At 69.8% G+C, this 22,135-nt stretch carries 20 protein-coding genes; 12 read left to right on the top strand and 8 right to left on the bottom strand.

Annotated elements, in window-relative coordinates; translation table 11 throughout:
* Positions 1-15 precede the first annotated feature (15 nt).
* Positions 16-747, bottom strand: a complete 732-nt coding sequence (locus tag AB0O93_RS06890; RefSeq protein ID WP_363341767.1) for a glutamine amidotransferase — start codon at positions 745-747, stop codon at positions 16-18.
* A 66-nt stretch (positions 748-813) separates the two neighbouring features.
* On the opposite strand from AB0O93_RS06890, the gene AB0O93_RS06885 reads away from it, so the two are divergent.
* Together AB0O93_RS06885 and AB0O93_RS06880 are read left to right on the top strand one after the other, a co-directional pair.
* Entirely contained in the window at positions 814-1,035 is a 222-nt protein-coding gene (locus AB0O93_RS06885) for a response regulator (protein WP_363341765.1), read from the top strand.
* Positions 1,032-1,727, top strand: a complete 696-nt coding sequence (locus AB0O93_RS06880; RefSeq protein ID WP_363341763.1) for a CYTH domain-containing protein — start codon at positions 1,032-1,034, stop codon at positions 1,725-1,727. The genes AB0O93_RS06885 and AB0O93_RS06880 overlap by 4 nt, the downstream gene beginning before the upstream one ends.
* 57 nt (positions 1,728-1,784) lie before the next feature.
* Here the strand turns inward: AB0O93_RS06880 and lpdA are convergent, their stop codons facing one another.
* The gene (gene lpdA / locus AB0O93_RS06875; RefSeq protein WP_363341761.1) at positions 1,785-3,182 is read right to left on the bottom strand and encodes a dihydrolipoyl dehydrogenase; all 1,398 of its coding nucleotides are present in this window, start codon (positions 3,180-3,182) and stop codon (positions 1,785-1,787) included.
* Positions 3,183-3,192: 10 nt separating this feature from the next.
* On the bottom strand, positions 3,193-3,870 hold the full coding sequence (locus AB0O93_RS06870) for a copper resistance CopC family protein (RefSeq protein ID WP_363341759.1): 678 nt from the start codon (positions 3,868-3,870) through the stop codon (positions 3,193-3,195).
* Between the two features lie 132 nt (positions 3,871-4,002).
* Here AB0O93_RS06870 and AB0O93_RS06865 point away from each other — a divergent pair, with 132 nt between their 5' ends.
* From AB0O93_RS06865 to AB0O93_RS06855, 3 genes are all read left to right on the top strand, one after another.
* A complete protein-coding gene (locus AB0O93_RS06865; RefSeq protein WP_363341757.1) occupies positions 4,003-4,512 on the top strand; it encodes an FHA domain-containing protein in 510 nt (169 codons plus the stop codon).
* The gene (locus tag AB0O93_RS06860) at positions 4,512-5,204 is read left to right on the top strand and encodes a MerR family transcriptional regulator (protein WP_363341755.1); all 693 of its coding nucleotides are present in this window, start codon (positions 4,512-4,514) and stop codon (positions 5,202-5,204) included. Before AB0O93_RS06865 ends, AB0O93_RS06860 begins: the two co-directional genes overlap by 1 nt.
* 100 nt (positions 5,205-5,304) lie before the next feature.
* A complete protein-coding gene (locus AB0O93_RS06855) occupies positions 5,305-5,850 on the top strand; it encodes a MerR family transcriptional regulator (RefSeq protein ID WP_053547253.1) in 546 nt (181 codons plus the stop codon).
* Positions 5,851-5,896: 46 nt separating this feature from the next.
* On the opposite strand, the gene AB0O93_RS06850 is transcribed toward AB0O93_RS06855, so the two are convergent.
* Positions 5,897-6,706 carry a ParA family protein gene (locus AB0O93_RS06850; RefSeq protein ID WP_363341753.1) on the bottom strand — a complete coding sequence of 270 codons (810 nt, stop codon included), beginning with the start codon at positions 6,704-6,706 and terminating at the stop codon, positions 5,897-5,899.
* A gap of 72 nt (positions 6,707-6,778) precedes the next feature.
* On the opposite strand from AB0O93_RS06850, the gene AB0O93_RS06845 reads away from it, so the two are divergent.
* From AB0O93_RS06845 to AB0O93_RS06835, 3 genes are read left to right on the top strand one after another with little or no spacing between them, the layout of a single operon-like run.
* Positions 6,779-10,186 carry a pyruvate carboxylase gene (locus AB0O93_RS06845; protein WP_363341751.1) on the top strand — a complete coding sequence of 1,136 codons (3,408 nt, stop codon included), beginning with the start codon at positions 6,779-6,781 and terminating at the stop codon, positions 10,184-10,186.
* Positions 10,187-10,235: 49 nt separating this feature from the next.
* A complete protein-coding gene (locus AB0O93_RS06840; protein WP_363341749.1) occupies positions 10,236-11,879 on the top strand; it encodes an AAA family ATPase in 1,644 nt (547 codons plus the stop codon).
* A 2-nt stretch (positions 11,880-11,881) separates the two neighbouring features.
* On the top strand, positions 11,882-12,373 hold the full coding sequence (locus AB0O93_RS06835) for a peptide deformylase (RefSeq protein ID WP_363341747.1): 492 nt from the start codon (positions 11,882-11,884) through the stop codon (positions 12,371-12,373).
* A 66-nt stretch (positions 12,374-12,439) separates the two neighbouring features.
* On the opposite strand, the gene AB0O93_RS06830 is transcribed toward AB0O93_RS06835, so the two are convergent.
* Positions 12,440-14,266 (bottom strand): AMP-dependent synthetase/ligase, encoded by a 1,827-nt coding sequence (locus tag AB0O93_RS06830; RefSeq protein ID WP_363341745.1) that lies wholly within the window; start codon positions 14,264-14,266, stop codon positions 12,440-12,442.
* Positions 14,267-14,449: 183 nt separating this feature from the next.
* Between AB0O93_RS06830 and AB0O93_RS06825 the strand changes: the two genes are divergently transcribed.
* From AB0O93_RS06825 to AB0O93_RS06815, 3 genes are read left to right on the top strand one after another with little or no spacing between them, the layout of a single operon-like run.
* The gene (locus AB0O93_RS06825; protein WP_363341743.1) at positions 14,450-15,385 is read left to right on the top strand and encodes an ROK family protein; all 936 of its coding nucleotides are present in this window, start codon (positions 14,450-14,452) and stop codon (positions 15,383-15,385) included.
* A 4-nt stretch (positions 15,386-15,389) separates the two neighbouring features.
* Entirely contained in the window at positions 15,390-16,085 is a 696-nt protein-coding gene (locus tag AB0O93_RS06820; RefSeq protein WP_363341741.1) for a lysophospholipid acyltransferase family protein, read from the top strand.
* 42 nt (positions 16,086-16,127) lie between these two features.
* Positions 16,128-17,465: a class II 3-deoxy-7-phosphoheptulonate synthase gene (locus tag AB0O93_RS06815; RefSeq protein WP_363341739.1), complete on the top strand. Its 1,338-nt coding sequence runs from the start codon at positions 16,128-16,130 to the stop codon at positions 17,463-17,465.
* A 43-nt stretch (positions 17,466-17,508) separates the two neighbouring features.
* Here AB0O93_RS06815 and pknB read toward each other — a convergent pair whose 3' ends face one another.
* Together pknB and AB0O93_RS06805 are read right to left on the bottom strand one after the other, a co-directional pair.
* Positions 17,509-19,452, bottom strand: a complete 1,944-nt coding sequence (pknB, locus tag AB0O93_RS06810) for a Stk1 family PASTA domain-containing Ser/Thr kinase (protein WP_363341737.1) — start codon at positions 19,450-19,452, stop codon at positions 17,509-17,511.
* 43 nt (positions 19,453-19,495) lie between these two features.
* Entirely contained in the window at positions 19,496-20,479 is a 984-nt protein-coding gene (locus AB0O93_RS06805; protein ID WP_363341735.1) for a LysM peptidoglycan-binding domain-containing protein, read from the bottom strand.
* Between the two features lie 145 nt (positions 20,480-20,624).
* Between AB0O93_RS06805 and AB0O93_RS06800 the strand changes: the two genes are divergently transcribed.
* Positions 20,625-20,972: an Rv2175c family DNA-binding protein gene (locus AB0O93_RS06800; protein ID WP_363341733.1), complete on the top strand. Its 348-nt coding sequence runs from the start codon at positions 20,625-20,627 to the stop codon at positions 20,970-20,972.
* 36 nt (positions 20,973-21,008) lie between these two features.
* Here AB0O93_RS06800 and AB0O93_RS06795 read toward each other — a convergent pair whose 3' ends face one another.
* Complete coding sequence (locus tag AB0O93_RS06795) at positions 21,009-22,103, bottom strand: polyprenyl synthetase family protein (protein ID WP_363341731.1); 1,095 nt, start codon at positions 22,101-22,103, stop codon at positions 21,009-21,011.
* Positions 22,104-22,135: the final 32 nt, after the last annotated feature.

The raw sequence follows: 22,135 nt of genomic DNA, 5'->3' as shown, positions 1-22,135 counted from the left end.
CGAGTCCCGTCGGCGTCAGCGGGCGTAGCGCTCGACGAAGGTCCGGAGCATCCGAGAGGGTTCGCTGACGGGAGCGCGCCGGACGGCGGCGAGGGTGAGGTCGAGCTCGTCCGCCGCGAAGTACCCGTAGTCCGCGTAGGCGTGGATGCGGGTCGTGATCCCGTCGAGGTCCAGCTCCGGATGGAACTGGGTCGCGTAGACGTTGCGGCCGACGCGGAACATCTGCACCGGACAGGTCGAAGACGACGCCAGCAGCGTCGCCGACGGCGGAAGCCGCGAGATGGCCTCCTTGTGTCCGACGAAGGCCGAGAAGGATGCCGGCATCCCGGCCACCAGCGGATCCACCCGGCCCTCGTCCGTGAGCATCACGTCGACCACACTGATCGGTTCGGAGTGGACGCGGTCGATGACCGCACCCTGGTGTGCGCCGAGCGTGCCCACGCCGTAGCACGCACCCAGGAACGGGATGTCGCGCGCGACGACGTCGTCGAGCAGCGCGGCGAACTCGCGCTCCACCCGCACCTGCACGCCCGACTTCCGCTCCGCGGGATCGGACGCGTTGAACGGGCCGCCGCCGACGAAGATGCCCGAAAGGGAATCGAGGTCGAACGCGGGCATCGAGCGGGATTCCAGCCGCACCCGGAGGAGGTCCTGTTGTTCCAGGCCGGTGTAGCGCAGGAACAGCGCGTACTCCTCGTCGGCGGGCACGTCCTCGGCGCGGGTGGCCAGGAGGACGAAGGGCTTCACATGACCACGATAGTCGGCCGTTCGCAAGTGCCTGATCCCGCCGTGGGGGCGGACTATGCTCGCGGCATGGCTATCGCACGACTGCACCACGGACCCCTCGACGGACAGCTCATCCCGCTGGAGGAGGACGACCTCGAGCGCCTCATCGTCCCTTACAGCGAGACCCAGGTCGTCTACGAACGCAAGGGCGAGCCGGAGCACACCGGGGACAGCGACGGACCCACCGAGATCAACTACTGGTTCATCGAGGCGCAGGACGACATCGATCCGGCGAGCGACTCGGTGTGAGTGCGGCTGTCGACCCCTCGACCGAGCCCTCCGCCGACGGGGGACCGTCGCGGACGGTGGAGATCGAGCTGAAGTTCGATGTGGACGACACCGTCGACCTCCCGGACTGGACGGTTCTGCCCGGGGTCAGCGCGGTCGGCGCCCCCGAGCTCCGCGACCTCGACGCCCTGTACTTCGACACCCTCGACTTCGCGCTCGCGCAGAGCGGGTACGCCCTGCGGCGTCGCCTCGGCGGCCCGGATGCCGGTTGGCACATCAAGGGACCGCGTGTGCGCGGGGCGCGCGTCGAGATCGGCTGGCCGTTGAATGCGGACGAGCCTTCGGGGGCGGATGCCCAGGGCATCGGCGTGGTTCCGGCGGTTCCGGATGCCGTTCGTGCGGCGGTCGCGGAGATCGTGACCGGTACGGTCGGTCCCATCGCCCGTCTCCGGAACACGCGCACCGCGTACGCCCTGACGGATGCCGCGGGCGGCATGGTGGCGGAGGTCGTCGACGACCACGTGACCGCGCTGGACGCCCGTACGGGCGCGGAGCGTCGCTGGCGCGAGTGGGAGGTCGAACTCGGCCCCGCGGCGCCCGCGGACGACCACGAGCGCGCGGCCTTCTTCGCGGCGGTCGTGGAGGCGGTCACCGCAGCGGGCGGCCGGGAAGCGGCATCCGCGTCGAAGCTCGCGCGCGCCCTCGGCTATTGACGGCAGACACGCAGAAGGGGCGCGGGCTGGCTGCCCGCGCCCCTTCTGCGTGTCTGATCAGAGGTTGATCATGTGCCCCGCGAGGCCGTGGAATGCCTCCTGAAGGCCCTCCGACAGCGTGGGGTGGGTGTGGATGTTCCGGGCCGCCTCAAGGGCGGTGAGGTCCCACTTCTGCGCCAGCGTCAGTTCGGGCAGGAGTTCCGAGACGTCGGGTCCGATGAGGTGTCCGCCGAGGAGCTCGAGGTGCTCGCCGTCGGCGATGAGCTTGACGAAGCCGATCGGCTCGCCGAGGCCGTTGGCCTTGCCGTTCGCGGAGAACGGGAACTTCGCGACCTTGACGTCGTAGCCGGCGTCGCGCGCCTGCTGCTCGGTGAGGCCGAAGGACGCCACCTGCGGCGAGCAGAACGTCGCCCGCGGCATCATGCGGTAGTCGCCGAGGGTCATCGTCTCGGCCTTGCCGATGGTCTCCGCGGCCACGACGCCCTGTGCCTCGGCCACGTGCGCGAGCTGGAGCTTCGCGGTGACGTCGCCGATCGCGTAGATGTGGGGCACGGAGGTGCGCATGTGGTCGTCGATCTCGATGGCGCCGCGGTCGGTCAGCTTCACGCCGGTGGTCTCCAGTCCGAAGCCCTCCACGTTCGGCGCGAACCCGATGGACATCAGGACCTTGTCGGCCTCGATCGAGCCCTGAGCGCCGTCCTTGCCGGTGTAGGTGACGGTGACCTTGTCGCCGGAGTCGACGACCGTCTCGACCTTCGTGGAGGTCAGGATGTCGACGCCATACTTCTTGTACTGGCGGGCGATCTCCTTGGACACGTCGGCGTCCTCGTTCGGCAGAGCACGGTCGAGGAACTCGATGATCGTGACCTTCACGCCGTAGTTGGTCATCACGAAGGCGAACTCCATGCCGATGGCGCCGGCGCCCACGATGACGATCGACTCCGGAAGCTCGCGCGTCATGATCTGCTCTTCGTAGGTCACGACGTTCTCGCTGAGCTCGACGCCCGGCAGCAGTCGCACCTTCGAGCCGGTCGAGATGATCGCGTTGTCGAAGGTCACCTCGTCGGTGGAGCCGTCGCTCTTGGCGACCGTGAGGGCGTTCGGGCCCGTGAAGGTGCCGCGACCGTCGTACTCGGTCACCTTGTTCTTCTTCATGAGGAAGTGGATGCCCTTGACGTGGGTGTCCGAGACCTTGCGGCTCCGGTCCCACGCGACACCGAAGTCGAAGTGCACGTCACCCGAGATGCCGAACAGCTCGGCCTTGTCGTGGAACGTGTGAGCGAGGTCCGCGTTCTTCAGGAGAGCCTTCGAGGGGATGCACCCGACGTTCAGGCACACACCGCCCCAGTACTTCTCCTCGATGATCGCGACCGTGAGGCCGAGCTGAGCGGCGCGGACGGCCGCGACGTACCCGCCGGGGCCTGCGCCGAGGATGGCGACGTCGTAGTGAGGCATGACTCCCAGCCTATCGCCCGGCGGCCGCGTCGGAACCGTCGCGCGCGCCCGGCCGGGTCCGCCGTGCGCGGGACACGATCAGGTACGCCACAGCGGCGGCGACGAGGAGCAGGACCACGACACCGCCGATGATCCAGGGGGTGGCCGAGGCCGCCGGCTCGGTCGTCACCGGTTCCGGAGTCGTCGACTCCACCGGGGTCACCGTCGGCTCCGCCGTCGGGGTCGGCTCCGTCGTGGGCGTCGGCGACGCCGACTCGGTGGGGCTCGGCGCCGGGGGAGCGGTCACCGTGAAGGAGAATTCGCCGGAGATGGGGTGGCCGTCGCTGGAGACGACCTTCCACAGGACCGTGACCTCATCGGATGCCGTGCCCGCCAGCGCCTGCGTCAGGGTGGTGCCTTCGACGACGGGGGCCCCGTCGTTCAGGGTCGTGCCGGCGGCATCCGTCACCTGGATCTCGGACGCACCCTCGTCGGGCGCGATCTCCGCGCTGAATGTCAGCGTCAGAGCCGCCGGAAGCGTCTCGACGGCCGATCCGGCAGCGGGGTCGCTCCCGATCAACTCGTCGTGCGCTGCGGCCGGCGTCGCGGGCAGGAGCACCGTCGCGAGCAGGACCGCGAACGCCAACCACACGGCGGCGAGGGTCTGTCGTGCGGAACGGCGGGCAGGAAGGGAGGCGGGTGCGGTCATCACGCGGACGAGGGTATCGACCCTCGTTCCACGGAACCTGAACGAGGTGGCCACGCAACGGCTCGCGCTCATCGTCCGGCTCTCATCCGGGTCCGCGCATCGGCTAGGCTGGCACCTCGAAAGGAGCACCACGTGGAGGACTACCGCCGGCCAGAGCCGGACGACATCCGTCGCTCTGCCGATGCACGGGGCGACATCGTCGGCTCCGATCGCGGAAGCGACATCACCCAGACGTTCGGGCACGATTCCGATCTGTCGTTCGTGCCGTTCGGCAGCGACCTCGGCGAGGCCGAGCTCGAGGCGATCGACGCACTGCCGTCGGGCGCCGCGCTCCTGATCGTCCGGTCGGGTCCGACCGCCGGCGCACGCTACCTCCTCGACTCGGACGTGACGACGGTGGGGCGGCATCCCGAGGCCGACATCTTCTTCGACGATGTCACGGTGTCGCGTCGCCACGCGGAGATCACCCGCCAGGGGGCCGCGTTCGAGCTCGTGGACCAGCGCTCCCTCAACGGCACCTACGTCAACGGCGAACGGGTCGATCGCGCGACGCTCACCAACGGCGCAGAGGTGCGGGTCGGGAAGTTCCGCCTGAACTTCTTCGTCTCACCCATCGACCTCGCCGCATCCTCGGAAGGCTGATGCCCGCCGCCGCCGCCCGCGAACGCTCGTCGTCCGCGGGTCTCCTGAGCATCGGCCAGGTGCTGGCCCGGCTGTCGCCGGACTTCCCGGCGCTCACCTCCAGCAAGCTCCGCTTCCTCGAGGTTCAGGGGATCGTCACCCCGATGCGCACCGAGTCGGGATATCGCAAGTTCTCCATGGCGGATCTCGAGAGGCTGCGCCTCGCCCTCACTCTCCAGCGCGACCACTATCTGCCCCTTTCGGTGATCCGCGACTATCTCGCCGACGTCGATGCGGGCCGCGACCCGGCGACGCCCACGGCCGTGCCACCGCCGTCCATCGTCCCGGCGCCCCGTCGCTACCGTCGGGACGAGCTGCTGTCAGCTTCCGGCGCGGCCCCGCAGCTGCTCAACGACGCGATCAGCACCGGGATCATCACGGCCGCGGAGTCGTATTCCGATCAGACCGTCGCGCTGATGCGATCGCTGGTCGCGCTCGACCGGCACGGCATCGAACCGCGCCACGTCCGCGCCCTCCGCCAGAACGCCGATCGCGATGTGGCCCTCGTCGAGCAGGCGCTGGCGCCCATGCTGCGCCGCGCCGACGCCGCCTCCCGCGGCCGCGCGGGCGAAGTCGCCGGAGAGCTGACCCGACGTCTCGACGAAGTGCGCTCCACGTTCGTGCGCGCGGCGCTCGACAGGCTGCTGTCCTGACCGTGGTGGGCGACACGCCGAGACCCGATCGCCGGATGTCGTTGCCGGAGGGCTCCGGCTCACCTAACGTGGAGACATCCGAATCTGAGGGGGGACGAGCATGAGCGCTCGTGAAGCGGCCGACGAACAGCCTTTCGTCGCCGACCTCCTTTTCACCGACGGTCTGCCCCAGATGGACGACGAGGTCGGATACCGCGGGGCCGTCGCCGCACGGGCCGCGGGGATCACCTACCGACAGCTGGACTACTGGGCCCGCACCGAACTCGTCGAGCCCACCGTCCGCGGTGCGAGCGGGTCAGGGTCGCAGCGTCTCTACGGTTTCCGCGACATCCTCGTTCTGAAGCTTGTCAAGCGACTCCTCGACACCGGGATCTCCCTGCAGCAGATCCGCACCGCGGTCGACCAGTTGCGGGCCGCGGGCATCCGCGACCTGGCCGGAACGACGCTCATGAGCGACGGGGCATCGGTCTACCTCTGCACCTCGAACGACGAGGTCATCGACCTGGTCAGCCGCGGGCAAGGTGTGTTCGGCATCGCCGTCGGGAAGGTGCTGCGCGAGGTCGAGTCGACACTCGTCGACTTCGACGCGCAGACTCCCGAGATCATGGACGAGCTCTCCGCCCGTCGCGCTGCCCGCACGGCCTGACCGGCTGTCGCCTCGCCCCGTCTCGGGGCGGCTCCGCCGCACGCCCTCAGGCGGTCGCGGCGCCGGGGACCGGGATGCGTCCGGTGCGGATGATGCGGTCGAGGAGGGCGTCGAAGTCGGCCGCAAGCTCCTGAGCGGAGTCGCCCGGCCAGATGTGCAACGGCTTCGCCGCCCCCTGAGCCTGCTGGAGCGAGGTGCGCTCGGGCAGCTGGGGCGTCAGCACGAGCGGGCCGAACATGTCGCGAAGCTCTTTGATGCGGAACTGGTGCTCGATCGACTGGGGGCGCACGCGGTTGACGACGATCCCGAGCGGCTGCAGGCGCGGGGAGAGGCCGCGGCGGATCTCTTCGATCGCTCGCAGCGCACGGTCGGCGGCGGCGACGGAGAACAGGCCGGGCTCGGTGACGACGACGACCCTGTCGGATGCCGCCCACGCGGTGCGGGTGAGCGCGTTGAGCGACGGGGCGCAGTCGATGAGGACGAGGTCGTACTCGTTCTCGATCGTCGCGAGCGCTTCCTCGAGCTTCCATACGTCGCGGACGGAGGGGTGCGGACCGTCGAAGTTGATCGCGGACGGACTCCCGATCATCACGTCGATCGTGCCCGGGTGCACCTTGGCCCAGCCGCTGGAGGTGATCGCCTGCTTGACGACCTTGTCCTTCGGATTCGCCAAGACGTCGGCGACGTTCAGGCGCCCCGCCACCTGGATGTCCATGCCCGTCGACACGTCGGACTGCGGGTCGAGGTCGACGACGAGCGTCCGGACTCCCCGCGCGAATGCGGCGGAAGCGAGTCCCAGCGTCACGGTCGTCTTACCCACCCCGCCTTTGAGCGAGCTGACGGAAAGTACGTGCACAAGGCCCTACGTTACCGTCCCCTAGGCTGAGAGCACACTCAGCCCGTCCGCACCTCACCGCTCGGAGGTCGAATGTTCCGCAAGATCCTGGTGGCCAATCGTGGAGAGATCGCGATCCGCGCCTTCCGCGCGGCGTTCGAGTTGGGAGCCCGCACGGTCGCGGTGTTCCCGTACGAGGACCGCAACTCCCTCCATCGGCTGAAGGCCGACGAAGCGTACCGTATCGGCGAGGAGGGGCACCCCGTCCGCGCCTACCTCGACGTCGACGAGATCATCCGTGTCGCCCTCGAATCCGGCGCGGACGCGGTCTACCCGGGCTACGGCTTCCTCTCCGAGAACCCCGAGTTGGCCGAGAAGGCCGCGGCCCACGGGATCGCGTTCATCGGGCCGCCGGCATCCGTTCTCGAAATGGCGGGCAACAAGGTCACGGCCAAGGCGCACGCCGTCGCCGCGGGCGTTCCCGTGCTCCGCTCGACCGAGGCCTCCGACGACGTCGACGTCCTCCTCGGCCAGGCCGACGACATCGGCTTCCCGATCTTCGTCAAGGCGGTCGCCGGCGGCGGCGGTCGGGGCATGCGCCGAGTGGAGACCGCCGGGGAGCTCGCGCCGGCTCTCGCCGAGGCGATGCGCGAGGCGGGGAGCGCCTTCGGTGACGCCCGGGTGTTCCTCGAGCAGGCCGTGCAGCGGCCCCGCCACATCGAGGTCCAGATCCTCGCCGACGCGGCGGGGGAGACGGTCCACCTGTTCGAGCGGGACTGCTCGCTGCAGCGTCGGCACCAGAAGGTCATCGAGATCGCGCCGGCTCCGAACCTCGACCCGGCTGTCCGCGACGCGCTGCACACCTACGCCGTGGCGTTCGCCCGTTCCATCGGCTACCAGAACGCCGGGACGGTGGAGTTCCTCCTCGAAACGGCGGGTCCCCGCGCGGGGGAGGTCGTCTTCATCGAGATGAATCCCCGCATCCAGGTCGAGCACACCGTCACCGAGGAGGTCACCGACGTCGACCTCGTCCAGGCCCAGATGCGCATCGCGGCGGGCCAGTCCCTCCAGGACCTCGGGCTCACGCAGGATCGCATCCATCTCCGGGGGTCGGCGCTGCAGTGCCGCATCACGACGGAGGATCCGGCCCAGGGGTTCCGACCCGACACGGGCAAGATCACCACCTACCGTTCGCCGGGCGGTGCCGGCATCCGCCTGGATGGCGGAACGACCGCCGCCGGTGCGCAGATCAGTCCCCACTTCGACTCGATGCTCGCCAAGCTCACCTGCCGCGGACGCGACTTCGGTGCCGCGGTGGTCCGCGCCCGGCGCGCCCTGGCGGAGTTCCGCATCCGCGGAGTGTCCACGAACATCCCGTTCCTGCAGGCGGTCCTCGATGACGCATCCTTCATCGCCGGCGATGTCAGCACCGCGTTCATCGACGAGCGGCCGCACCTCGTGCGCGGCCGCGAATCCAAGGATCGCGGGACCAAGATCCTGAACTGGCTCGTCGACACCACGGTCAACAAGCCGCACGGCGACAACCCGCTCACCGTGGACCCGCGCCTGAAGCTCCCCGCCCTCGACCTGACGGCTCCGGCGCCTGAGGGATCGCGTCAGCGTCTTCTCGCGCTCGGACCCGAAGGATTCGCGCGCGACCTGCGGGCGCAGACCGCCCTCGCCGTCACCGAGACGACGTTCCGCGATGCGCACCAGTCCCTCCTCGCCACGCGCGTGCGGACGAAGGACCTCGTCACCGTCGCGCCCTATGTGGCGCGACTGACCCCGCAGCTCCTGAGCGTCGAGGCATGGGGCGGCGCGACCTACGACGTCGCGCTGCGGTTCCTGGGCGAAGACCCGTGGGAGCGCCTCGACCGCCTGCGGCAGGCCCTGCCGAACGTCGCGATCCAGATGCTGTTGCGCGGCCGGAACACCGTCGGGTACACCCCGTACCCGACGGAGGTCACCGATGCGTTCGTCGCCGAGGCGGCCGCGAGCGGCATCGACATCTTCCGGGTGTTCGACGCGCTCAACGACGTCGCTCAGATGCGTCCGGCGATCGACGCCGTGCGCGCGACGGGAACCGCCGTCGCCGAGGTGGCCCTCTGCTACACCGGCGATCTGCTGAATCCCGCCGAGGACCTGTACACGCTGGACTACTACCTCCGGCTCGCGGAGCAGATCGTCGAGGCCGGCGCGCACATCCTCGCGATCAAGGACATGGCGGGTCTGCTGCGGCCGGCCGCAGCGAGCCGCCTGGTGTCGGCGCTGCGCGAGCGCTTCGACGTCCCCGTCCACGTGCACACGCACGACACCGCGGGTGGTCAGCTCGCGACGCTCCTCGCCGCCAGCGCCGCCGGAGCGGATGCGGTCGACGCAGCCGCCGCGCCGATGTCGGGCACGACCAGTCAGCCGTCGCTTTCGGCGCTGGTGGCCGCCCTCGCCCACACCGAGCGCGACACGGGGCTCGACCTCGACGCGGTCGGCGATCTCGAGCCCTATTGGGAGGCCGTGCGGCACCTCTACGCCCCGTTCGAGTCCGGGCTGCCCGGGCCGACCGGTCGGGTCTATCACCACGAGATCCCGGGTGGGCAGCTGTCCAACCTGCGCCAGCAGGCGATCGCGCTCGGTCTGTCCGAGGACTTCGAGCTCATCGAGGACATGTACGCCGCGGCGAACCGCATCCTCGGCCGTGTGCCGAAGGTCACCCCGTCGTCCAAGGTGGTCGGCGACCTCGCATTGCACCTCGCCGCGGTCAAGGCCGACCCGGCCGACTTCGAGGCGAACCCGGGCGCCTACGACATCCCCGATTCCGTGATCGGCTTCATGGCCGGCGAGCTCGGCGACCTCCCGGGCGGCTGGCCGGAGCCCTTCCGCAGTAAGGTGCTCGCGGGCCGCGACGTCCGCATCGCCGTCACCCCGCTGACGGATGCCGAGGCCGGGGCGTTGACCGAGGACCGCGCCACGCGCCGGCAGACTCTCAATCGCCTGCTCTTCCCCGGGCCCACCCGCGCCTTCGCGCAGGTGCGCGACGTGTTCGGTGACGTGAGCGTCCTCGACACCGCGGACTACCTGTACGGGCTCGCGCCGGGCACCGAGCACGTCGTGGAGATCGAGCGCGGCGTGCAGCTGTTCGTCGGGCTCGAAGCCATCGGCGAGGCTGACGACAAGGGCATGCGGACCGTCATGACCACCCTGAACGGTCAGCTGCGACCGGTGTTCGTCCGCGACCGCAGCATCCAGGTCGAGGCGCGGCAGGCGGAGAAGGCGGACACGACGCGACCCGGTCAGATCGCCGCACCGTTCTCCGGTGTCGTCACGCTCAAGACCGGTGTCGGTGAGCGCGTGAGCGCCGGCGACGCGGTGGCGTCGATCGAGGCGATGAAGATGGAGGCGGCGATCACCGCCCCCGTCGACGGGGTGGTGGAGCGGCTCGCAGTGGGGCCGACCGCGCAGGTCGAGGCCGGAGACCTTTTGGTCGTCATCCGCCCCGCCCAGTAGCCTGGAGCGCGGCGAGATCGCCGCCCCCTGGCTTTTGGAGACACCCGCAGTGACGCCCGACCACCCCGACCACCCTGCCGACGACGCCGAGAACGGCATCCTCGCCGACACGGGCAGCATCGACTCCGCACCCCTCGGGCTCCTCGGAACCCCGACAGCGCACGTCCCCGTGCAGCTTCCGAGCGAACCCGAGGAGGATGACCTCGACGAAGACGAGGTCATCAGCGGCGAAGTGCCTTTCGTGGTCGAGATCCCGGCCGACACGGCCGAGGCGGAAATCGTGGACGACGCTGACGGCAGCGACTCCGCGATCGACGAGCCCGGGGAGGAACACCCCGGCATCGACCAGGGTGCGGATCTCTCCACCGCTGAGGATGTCGAATCCGCACCCGTCGTCGAGGACGGGGAGAGCGACGTCGCCCTTTCTCCTCACGACGACGAGGACATCCACGACGCGGAGATCGTCGAGACCGGTACCGTCGTCGCGGCTCCGGCCACGGCATCCGTGCCGGTGCAGCCCTCCGGCGCATCCGTGCCGGTGCAGCCCTCCGGCGGCCCCGTCACGGGAGCGCAAACGGTCGCCCCGGGTTCCGCGCCGGAGACGACGCCCGCACCGGCGCCGGCGACGACGCCCGCGCCGGCGATGACGCGCGCGGAGGCCCACGCCGCCGCGGCCCACGACAAGCCTCGTCGTCGCTCCGAGGTGACCTTGACGTCGAAGCGGCTCGGCGAATTCGAGCCCGACCGGGAGACCGCCGACCTCCTCACCGCCGACCGTCTGCTCGATCCGAGCCGCACCACGCGTCCCGAGCCCGACGGCGTGTGGCAGCACTTGATCTACTCGCTCTCCGGTCGTCGCATCAATCTCGGCGACGGCAAACGCGCGCGGGCGCGCAAGGAGCTCGACCGGCGCATCTCCGCACCTCTGGCCGGCGGTGCGCGGTTCGTCCCCGTGCTCTCGCGCAAGGGCGGGGTCGGGAAGACGACCATCACCACCCTCCTCGGCATGGCCCTCGCGGACGCGCGCGACGACCGGATCATCGCCGTCGACGCGAACCCCGACCGCGGGACGCTCGCGGAGCGGATCTCGCGCACGAGCAACCGCACGGTCCGCGATCTCGTGCGCTCCCGCGCCGACGTCTCCGGGTACAACAACCTGTCGGCGATCGTCGCGCGCGACGAGACCCGCCTCGACGTCCTCGCGTCGGACACCGACCCGCACGTCTCGGAAGCCTTCAGTGACGTCGACTACCGGCAGGTGGCCGAACTCGCCGCCCATTACTATTCGGTGGTCCTCACGGACACCGGCACCGGAATCGTCCACTCGGTCATGGGAGCGACCCTCGACCTCGCCGATCAGGTGGTCATCGTCGCGGGGCTCAGCGTGGATGAAGCGCGGTTGGCGTCGGAGACCCTCACATGGCTCGAGACCAACGGGTACGCGGAGCGCGTGCGTTCCGCCGTCGTGGTGCTGAACAACTCCCGGCCCGGGCGCCCGGTCGTCCAGCTCGAGGAGCTGGAAGCCCACTTCCGCTCGCGTGTGCGCAGTGTCGTGCGCATGCCGTACGACCCGCTCATCGCGGCCGGGAGCGCGATCACCTTCCGCGATCTGCAGCCCGAGACACGGCAGGCCGCGCGCGAGATGGCGGCGACCGTGGTCGAGGGACTCCGCGCCCTGGCGTCGGCGGCCTGAGCATGGCCGTACGACCCATCCGCGTCTTCGGCGACCCCGTGCTGCGTGCCGCGTGCGCGTCGATCGACACGATCGACGACGGGGTGCGCGCCCTCGTCCAGGACCTGCTGGACACCGTCGCGGTCCCCGGCCGCGCCGGTGTCGCCGCACCGCAGATCGGTGTGGGCGTCCGCGCCTTCAGCTACAACATCGACGGCGACATCGGTTACGTGCTCAACCCCGTTCTCGTCGAGGTGGCGGGGGAGCCCTCGCGCATCGGCGAAGGATGCCTGTCGGTGCCCGGTCTCTGGCACGACGCCCTGCGATACCCGCGGGCGAAGGTGGTCGGCATCGACCTGAACGGCGACGAGGTCGTTCTGGAGGGCGAGGGACTCATGGCCCAGGCCCTCCAGCACGAGACCGATCACCTCGACGGGATGCTGTATCTGCAGCGCCTGGCGCCGGAGGACCGACGACAGGCGATGAAGCAGATCCGGGAGTCTGAGTGGTTCTGACCCTGCGGGTCAGAACCACTCAGACTCCCGGATCACGTCAGCTCCGGTCCGCCCTGGTCGCGATCCTCAGCTGATCGACGTGGACGTCGTGTTGACGGGAACCGTGTAGAGCTCCTCGATCTGCGCCGCGAAGTCGTCCATGATGACGTTCCGCTTGATGCTCATCTTCGGTGTGAGATGCCCGCTCGCCTCGGTCCACTCGGTGGGGAGGATGACGAACTTCCGGATCGACTCGGCGCGCGAAACGCTCTTGTTGGCGACGTCGATCGCCCGCTGCACCTCGGCGCGCACGGCGTCGTTCTTCGCCGCATCCTCCAACGACATGTCGGCGGGGAGGCCGTTGTTCCCGAGCCAGGTCGGGAGCATCTCCGGGTCGAGGGTGATGAGGGCCGAGATGAACGGCTTCTGATCACCCACGACGACCACCTGGCCGACGATCGGGTTGGCGCGGATGGGGTCCTCGAGCCCGGCGGGGGCGACGTTCTTGCCTCCGGCGGTGACGATGATCTCCTTCTTGCGCCCGGTGATCTTCAGGAAGCCCTCCTGATCGAACTCGCCCAGATCGCCCGTCCGGAACCATTCGCCGTCGAATGCCGCCGCGGTCGCCTCGGGATTGCGCCAGTACTCCTTGAACACGTTGATGCCGCGGACCTCGACCTCGCCGTCGTCCGCGATCCGGACGCCTACGCCGGGCAGGACCGGGCCCACCGTGCCGATCTTCGACTTCGTCACGAGGTTCACCGTGGCGGGCGCGGTCGTCTCGGTGAGGCCGTATCCCTCGAGGATGACGACTCCCAGGCTGTGGAAGAAGTGCCCCAGCCGCGGCCCGAGCGGCGCCGATCCCGACACGGCGTGGCGGACGCGGCCACCCATGGCGGTGCGCAGCTTGCTGTAGACGAGCTTGTCGAACAGTGCGAACTTCAGCCGCATGCCGAGGGGGATGCGCGCGTCCTCCTGCAACAGGCGAGAGTGCTCGATCGCGGTGTGGGCCGCTGCCCGGAAGATCTTGCCCTTGCCGCCGGCCTCGGCCTTCTGCTCGGCGGAGTTGTAGACCTTCTCGAAGACGCGCGGGACGGCGAGGAGGTAGGTGGGCTTGAAGGAGCCGAGAGCCGGCAGCAGCTGCTTGGTGTCGGGCTGGTGTCCGGTCTTCACGCCAGCATGGATGTTGAGGATCGAGATGAACCGGGCGAACACGTGCGCCGTGGTGATGAAGAGCAGCGTGGACGCGTCCGGCTCGGCGACGACCTCCTGCAGGGCCTTCCCGGAGTTGCGGGCGAGCTCGACGAAGTTGCTGTGGGTGAGGACGCAGCCCTTGGGGCGACCGGTCGACCCGGACGTGTAGATGAGGGTGGCGATGTCGGAGCCGACGGCGATCTTCCGCCGGCGTTCGATCTCCGCATCCGTCACAGCCGAGCCCTGAGCGACGAGGGTGTCCAGGTCGCCCGCGTGCATCTCCCACACGGAGGTCACGAGGGGAACGTCCGAACGGACCTCGGCGAGCCGTGCGGAGTGGTCCGCGGACTCGGTGATGCAGGCCACCGCACCGGAGTCGCTGAGGATCCATCCGATCTGGGCTGCGGAGCTGGTCTCGTAGATGGGGACCATGACCGCGCCGGCGAAGAACAGCGCGAAGTCGACCAGCGTCCAGTCGTACGTGGTGCGGGCGATGAAGCCGACCTTGTCGCCGGGCTGGATTCCGGCGGCGGCGAATCCCTTCGCGAGGGCGATCACCTGCGCGTGGAACTGCGCGGCGCTGATGTCGCGCCAGCCGTCTCCGTCGGGCACGGCGAACAGTGCACGCTGCGGGGTCTGGTTCACGCGGTCGACCAGCAGGTCACTCACGTTCGCGGTGGGATCGGCGGGGACGATCGCGGGGACGTCGAATTGTGCCACGGCAGCTCCTTCGGTACCGGTACGGAATCTCGGGTTCGTTCGTACCGAGTCTAATCAGAGCATGGGTCGGGCACACCGATGGCCGCTCGCGCGTGGGCGGGGTCGGGAATGCCGCGGGGGCGATCTCGACGCGCCACTAGACTTCAAGGCGCCGTCGCGCGTGCGCCGGCGGAGAGGAACGCGGTGCTCAAGGTCGGAATCGACATAGGCGGCACGAAGATCGCCGGCGGCGTGGTGGATGCCGAGGGGCGGATCGTGGAGAAGCTGCGCGTCGACACGCCCAAGGACACCGGTGCGCTCGCGCGGGCGGTCATCGACATGGCCGCCCACTTCCGGGCCGCGCACGAGATCTCCGCTGTCGGTGTCGCAGCCGCCGGTTTCATCGACCGCGACCGCGCCGTCGTCATCCACGCCCCGAACATCGCCTGGCACAACGAGCCGCTCAAGGCGATCCTCGAGCGGGGCATCGGTCTGCCCGTCACCATCGAGAACGACGCCAACGCCGCGGGGTGGGCCGAGTTCCGGTTCGGGGCGGGGCGCGACGTCGACCACATGGTGATGCTCACGATGGGCACCGGGGTCGGTGGAGCGGTCGTCCTCGACGGTGCGCTCTTCCGCGGCGGACACGGAATCGGCGGCGAACTCGGCCACACGCGGTTCGCCCGGGACGGACGCGCCTGCGGCTGTGGTCAGAACGGATGCCTCGAACAGTACGCCTCCGGACGCGCGCTCCAGCGGGAGGCGAATGCGATCGCGGACGGCGGCGGCATCGGAGAAGCCCTCGCCCAGCTCCGGGAGGAGAACGGGGTGATCAGCGGGCCGGCGGTCTCGCGCCTGGTCCTCGCGGGTGACGCGGGTGCGATCGAAGCACTGCGCCGGGTCGCCACGGCTCTCGGGGAGGCGTGCGGCGGCTTCCAGGCGGTCCTCGACCCCGAGCTCTTCGTCATCGGGGGTGGCGTCGCCCAGCTGGGAGATGATCTGCTGGAACCCGTGCGCATCGCCTACGAGACCTCTCTGCCGGGCTACGGCGACCGCCCGGTGGCGCGCTTCGCCATCGCCCAGCTCGTCAACGACGCCGGCGTGATCGGCGTCGCCGACCTCGCGGGGGAGCAGGCCTAGTCCGATGTTCTACTGGCTGATGAAGTACGTGGTGATCGGGCCGATCGTGAAGGCGATCTTCCGACCCTGGATCGTCGGCCGCCGGAACGTCCCCGCTGAAGGCGGTGCGATCCTCGCCAGCAACCATCTTTCGTTCGTGGACTCGATCTTCCTGCCGCTCATGATCGACAGGCCGGTGGCGTTCCTCGCCAAGAGCGACTACTTCACCGGCAAAGGGCTGAAGGGGTGGGCCACCCGGGTCTTCTTCAAGGCGACCGGGCAGCTTCCGATCGACAGGTCCGGCGGCAAGGCGTCGGAGGCGTCCCTGAACACCGGCCTCCAGGTGCTGGGGAGAGGGGAGCTTCTCGGGATCTACCCGGAGGGCACCCGCAGCCCCGACGGCAAGCTGTACCGCGGCCGCACCGGCATCGCCCGGATGGCGCTCGAAGCGCGCGTCCCCGTCGTCCCCGTCGTGATGGTCGACACCGACACCATGATGCCGATCGGCACCCGCATCCCGCGCGTCGCCCGGGTCGGGGTGGTCATCGGCGAACCGCTGGACTTCTCCCGTTTCGAGGGGATGGAGGGGGACCGCTACATCCTCCGCTCGATCACCGACGAGATCATGGTCGCGCTGCAGCGACTCGGCGAGCAGGAGTACGAAGACGTCTACGCGTCCACGGTGAAGGACCGCCTCGTCGCGCGGCCGCGTCGACGCTGAAACGTGCATCTGCCCGCGCGTCGGCGCGGATAGACTTGGCGGATGCTCCAGCAGCTCGATCCCCTCGATCACTGGCGGACCCTGCCCATCAAGCAGCAGCCGTCGTGGCCCGACGCCGAGGCGGTCGCCGCGGTGTCCGCAGAACTGGCGACCCTCCCGCCCCTCGTCTTCGCCGGAGAGGTCGACAATCTCCGCGACCGGCTCGCGCGCGTGGCCTCAGGTCGCGCCTTCCTGCTCCAGGGCGGCGACTGCGCCGAGACCTTCGCCGGCGCGACGGCCGAGAAGATCCGCAACCGCATCAAGACCGTCCTCCAGATGGCCGTGGTGCTCACCTACGGGGCATCGATGCCGGTCGTGAAGATGGGGCGCATGGCGGGGCAGTTCGCCAAGCCCCGCTCGAGCGATTCCGAAACACGCGGCGATGTCACGCTGCCGGCCTACCGCGGCGACATCGTCAACGGATACGACTTCACCGAGAACTCCCGTCAAGCCGATCCCGCTCGTCTGCTCAAGGGCTACCACACCGCGGCATCGACGCTGAACCTCATCCGCGCCTTCACGCAGGGCGGGTTCGCCGACCTCCGCGAGGTGCACTCCTGGAACAGGGGATTCGCGGAGAACCCGGCGAACCAGCGCTACGAGCGTCTCGCCACCGAGATCGACCGTGCCATCAAGTTCATGGAAGCCGCCGGAGCGAACTTCGACGAGCTCCGCGGTGTGGAGTTCTACACCGGGCATGAGGGGCTCCTCATGGATTACGAGCGCCCCATGACGCGCATCGATTCGCGCACCAGCACGCCCTACAACACCTCGGCCCACTTCCTGTGGGTGGGGGAGCGTACGCGCGAGCTCGACGGTGCGCACATCGACTACTTCTCCCGCATCCGCAACCCCATCGGCGTCAAGCTCGGACCGTCGACCTCGCCCGAGGTCGCTCTCCAGCTGATCGACAAGCTCGACCCGGAGCGCGAGCCCGGCCGCCTCACGTTCATCACGCGCATGGGGGCCGGCAAGATCCGAGACGCGCTCCCGCCGCTGCTGGAAGCGGTCAAGGATTCGGGTGCCACGCCGGTCTGGGTCACCGACCCGATGCACGGCAACGGCATCACCACGCCCACCGGCTACAAGACACGTCGCTTCGATGACGTCGTCGACGAGGTCCGCGGATTCTTCGAGGCCCACCGCTCCGTCGGGACGTACCCCGGCGGAATCCACGTGGAGCTCACCGGCGACGACGTGACGGAGTGCCTCGGCGGCTCGGAGATGATCGACGAGGCCACCCTCGCCACACGCTACGAATCGCTGTGCGACCCGCGTTTGAACCACATGCAGTCGCTGGAGCTCGCGTTCCTGGTCGCCGAGGAGCTCGAGAAGCGCTGATCGGCCGCGACGGCGCCGACCCGGATCACCGGGGACGGCGCCGTCAGCCGCTGACGGAGATCTCGATGTACACGCGCGTTCCCCGCAGCAGGAAGGAGCCCGCCGCGGGGTTCGAGCTCGACACCCGCGTGATCGCGTCGGGGAACGGCGCCCACAGCGCCGAGTAATCGACCTGGAAACCGGCGTCCTCGAGGGTTCCGATGGCCTCGTCGCGGGTCTGTCCGACCACGTTGGGGACCTCGAACAGCGGGGGACCGGTGGAGACGATCAGGGAGATGGCGTCTCCGGGACGCCACCACCCGCCTCCCTCGCGGTCGGTCGTGCCGACCACGAGCCCCGCGGCGATGTCCTCGCTGGACTGCTCGAGCGCGCCCTCAGCCACCTCGAGACCTGACGAGGTCAGCGTGGCACGCGCGTCATCGGCGCTCATGCCACGCACGTTGGGGAGTGTGCCGAGCGACACCCACAGTGTGGCGGCGTCGCCCTGCGTAGCGGTGCAACCGTCGCCGCACGGCACCTCTTCGCCGCCTGCGCTCGGGCGGATCACGACACCGACGACGCTGTCGCGCGCGGCGTCGGTGTAGAAGCCGGACTCGCCGTCCGCGGTGATGTTCTGCTGGGCGAGCGTGTCGATCGCCTCGGTCTTGGACGTGCCGATGAGGGCGGGAACCTGCACCTGCGCGGGACCGAGGGAGACGATGACCTCCACCGAGGCATCCTGCTCGAGGCGTGTTCCCGCCTCGGGATCGGTCCCGATGGCCTGGCCTGCCGGGACGTCGAGGCTGTGCTCGCCTCGCTCCCGGGCCACCAGTCCCTCATCGGCGAGTCGCTCGGTCGCCGTCTCGAAGGTGAGTCCGGCCACGTCGGGGACGGCGACGAGGCTCCCGGGGCCGGACCCGAACCACCATCCCGCGCCTGCGGCCGCGGTCGCGAGCAGGACGACGAGGAGGAAGACCCAACCACCCGCCGCGCGCCGGCGCCGCGAGGCGCGACGCAGGCGCGCGGCGTTGTCGGTCCCCTCGGACGAGGCCGCCGGTGCGCCGCCGGTCGTGGCGGGAAGCACCGCCGTGAGGTCGCCCGAGGCTATCCCCTCGCCGCGGGTCACCGAGATCGGACCGGTCCGCGTGACGACAGGGGTGATGTCGAGGTGGCGCTCGATCTCGCGCAGGCGGTCGAGCATCTCCTTCGCATCGGCCGGTCGGTCATCGGGGACCTTCTCGGTCGCCCACAGGACCAGCTCGTCGAGCGGCTCCGGCACGGCCGGGTTCTTCACGCTGGGCCGGGGAACCGAGTCCGTCGCGTGCTGGAAGGCGATCTGCATCGGCTGCTCGCCCTTGTAGGGCTGCTCGCCGACGAGCATCTCGTAGAGCATGATGCCGAGGGCGTAGATGTCGCTGCGCGCATCCGCCGTCCCACGCGTGACCAGCTCCGGGGCGAGGTAGGCGATGGTCCCGAGCAGCTGAGCGCCGGTCGCGGTGTTGGCCGTGGTCGCGCGCGCGAGGCCGAAATCGCCGATCTTGATGCGACCGTCCTCGGCGAGGAGGACGTTCTCCGGCTTGACGTCGCGGTGGATGATGCCGGCCCGGTGCGCGGCCGCCAGCCCCGAAAGGATGGCGTCCATGATGGTCACCGCCTGGGGAACGGTCAGACGCCGCTGGTCCCGGAGCAGGTCGCGCAGGGTGATCCCGGGCAGATACTCCATGACGAGGTAGGCCATCTCGCCGTCCTGGCCCTGATCGAAGACGTTCACCACATGGGGGTCTGCCAGACGGGCGGCGGAGCGGGCCTCTTGGATGAACCTGCTCTGGAACACACTGTCGTCGCTCAGGTGGCCGTGCATGACTTTCAACGCCACGCGCCGTTCGAGCCGCAGGTCGGTCGCGACGTAGACCGTCGCCATGCCGCCACGGGCGATACGAGCACGCACCCGATACCGGCCGTCGACGAGACGGCCGATCAGCGGGTCGGTCTGCTGACTCGTGCTCACGCTCAGAGTCTACGGACGCCGAGCCGTGAGTCCGCGGAGCGGCTCACCCCAGCGCGGCCAGCCATTCGTACGCCGCGTGCTCCCAGGCTCCGTAGCGGTCGGGGTACGCCGAGATCTGCACGGCCTGGGCAGCGTCCGCGAACGACATCTGCTCCCAACCGGGGATGTCGAGCAGACCACGCGTCGCGGTTCCGTTCGGATCGGCGGGGCCGCCGTAGAAGACGCGGATCGCGTGGTCGGGCGTCCGAAGCTGAGCTTCCGTGCCCCACCCGGTGCTCGGCCTCTGCTGGAAGAGCCCGAGGGAGTCGCGGTCACCCCAGTCGAGATTCCGGATCCAGGATTCCTGCATCGCCGCGCCCAGGGCGATCGCGATGCCGCGATCGGGAACCCCGAGTTCGCGTCCGACCGCGATGATGTGACGGGCATGGGTGGACTGCTCGTCGTCCAACGGCACCGACAGGGCGATGGGGGCGGGCGCCGTCGCGGCCGCGGGCGTCGCCGCCAGCGGAAGCGCCAGTGTCTGACCCGGATAGATGATGGACGACCACTGGAGCCCGTTCGCCGCCAGGATGCTCTCCACGCTCACTCCATGGCGCCCGGCGATCCCGCTGATGGTGTCGCCCGCGACGACGGTGTGCGACGCGGCGGGGGCCGGCTCGGGGGTGGGGGACGGCGCGGCGGCGGCGCGCACGACCAGTTCCTGCCCCGGGTGGATCACGGAGTCCCACGCGAGACCGTTGAGCGCGAGGACGTCCTCGGTGCGGACGCCGAATCGGGAGGCGATGCCGCTGACGGTGTCGCCGGCGACGACCGTGTGGCGGGTCTCGGCACCCGTCTCGACGCTGCCGATCACCGATGCCGCGGCAGCGCGGACGCCGTCCACGGGATTCGAGGCGCTCTTCGGCGCGGCGTGTGTTCGGAGGGTGTCCGCGTGCGACGGGGGAGCGGCGGAGAGGGCGACGGCGAGTGAGCCGACGACGGCGAGGGGGAGGGCGGGGCCGCGGGTGGGGGCGGTGAGATGACGCATGAGGTCTCCTTCGTCGAGGGCACACGATGCGTGTCGCGCGCGGGCGTCGAGCTCTCCCATGTTAAATGTGTGACGAAAGAGGTTCATGAGGACAGTGTGAGAGTTGTGAACCGCCGGTCGATCGTCGCAGTGAGATAGTTGACGGGTGACTGCCGATGCTTCCCCCCTCGACACCGAGTGGCTGACGCTCCCTGAGCTCGTCGAGGTCCTCGACGAACCGCTGGGCCGGGTGCGGCGCCTGCTCGACGATCACCACCTCGTCGGAACGCGACGCGACGGATCCCTGAAGGTGCCTGCGCTCTTCGTCGTGGACGGTGCACCGCTGCCCTCTCTCCGGGGCACGGTCATCGCGCTGCACGACGCGGGTTTCAGCGACGATGAGGCGATCGATTGGCTGCTCGCCGACGAGGACACCATCGGCATGGCGCCCATCCAGGCGCTCCGCGCCGGCCGCAAGAGCGAGGTGCGCCGAGTGGCGCGCGCTCTGGCCTGAGCGTCCTCACCATCCGATCAGGCTCGTTCCGTCGGGTCAGGTGACCCGGACGGTCGCCGCCCGTGCCAGCTCACGCAGGTCTCCGACGGCCGCGTTGTCCAGGCGTGCGCCGGACAACGCCCGCTCCGCCTGTCGGGCGTAGTCGGCGATCAGCTGCTCCACGCGCTCCAGAGCGCCGGCGTCGATGATCGTCTGCTGCAGCGAGGCGATCTGGGCGTCGTCGAGAGAGGGGTCGCCCAGGAGATCATCGACGACGCGTCGCGCGGGGAGGGGCAGAGCCTCCCGTGCGTATGCGATGAGAACGGTGCGCTTGCCCTCGCGCAGGTCGTCGCCGGACGGCTTGCCGGTCTCCTTCTCGTCGCCGAAGACGCCGAGGACGTCGTCGCGGAGCTGGAAGGCCATGCCGAGGGGGTGCCCGAATGCCGCCAGCGCGGCGGACTGCGCCTGATCGGCTCCCGCGATCGCCGCGCCGATGACGAGGGGCTGCTGGATGCTGTACCGGGCCGACTTGAGCGACGCGACGCGCAGGGCACGCTCGGCGTGTCGCTCGTCCGGTTCGGTCCGGAAGGCGGACTCCTCCGCGACGTCCAGGAACTGGCCGATCGTGACTTCGCTCCGCATCTTGGCGTATTCGGCCCGGGCGGCGCGGGCGCGCGACGCGTCCACCGACCCGACGGATTCTTCGAGAAGGTCGTCGCTCCACGCGACGAGCAGGTCGCCGAGGAGGATCGCTCCGGAACGGCCGAACGCCTCCGCGTCGCCCTGCCACTGCGCTGCGCGGTGCGCGGCCTCCAGTGCCCGGTGAGCGGAAGGGTGCCCCCGACGGGTGTCGGAGTTGTCGACGACGTCGTCGTGGACGAGGGCTGCGGCGTGGAAGACCTCGAGGGACGCGGCGACGCCGATCAGGGCGTCGGGGAAGTCGTCCACAGGCGAGCGCAGTGCCTCCACGGCACGCCATCCCGCGACGCAGAACCTGCCGCGCAGGCGCTTGCCGCCCGCCAGAGCGTCGCCGGCTGCGTCGGTCAGAAGGCGCGCTTCGGGGCCGAACTCGGCCGTCGTCGCGCGCTGGAGGCCCAGGAATGTGTCCAGACGCTGGGAAATGGCTTCGATCGGAGCGCGAGAGGGTGACACGGGCCTAGCCTAGTGATCTACGGGCCACGTAG

Source organism: Microbacterium sp. NPDC077184 (genome assembly GCF_040687055.1).
Lineage (GTDB): Bacteria > Actinomycetota > Actinomycetes > Actinomycetales > Microbacteriaceae > Microbacterium.
This window is presented reverse-complemented; position numbering and strand designations above follow the sequence as displayed.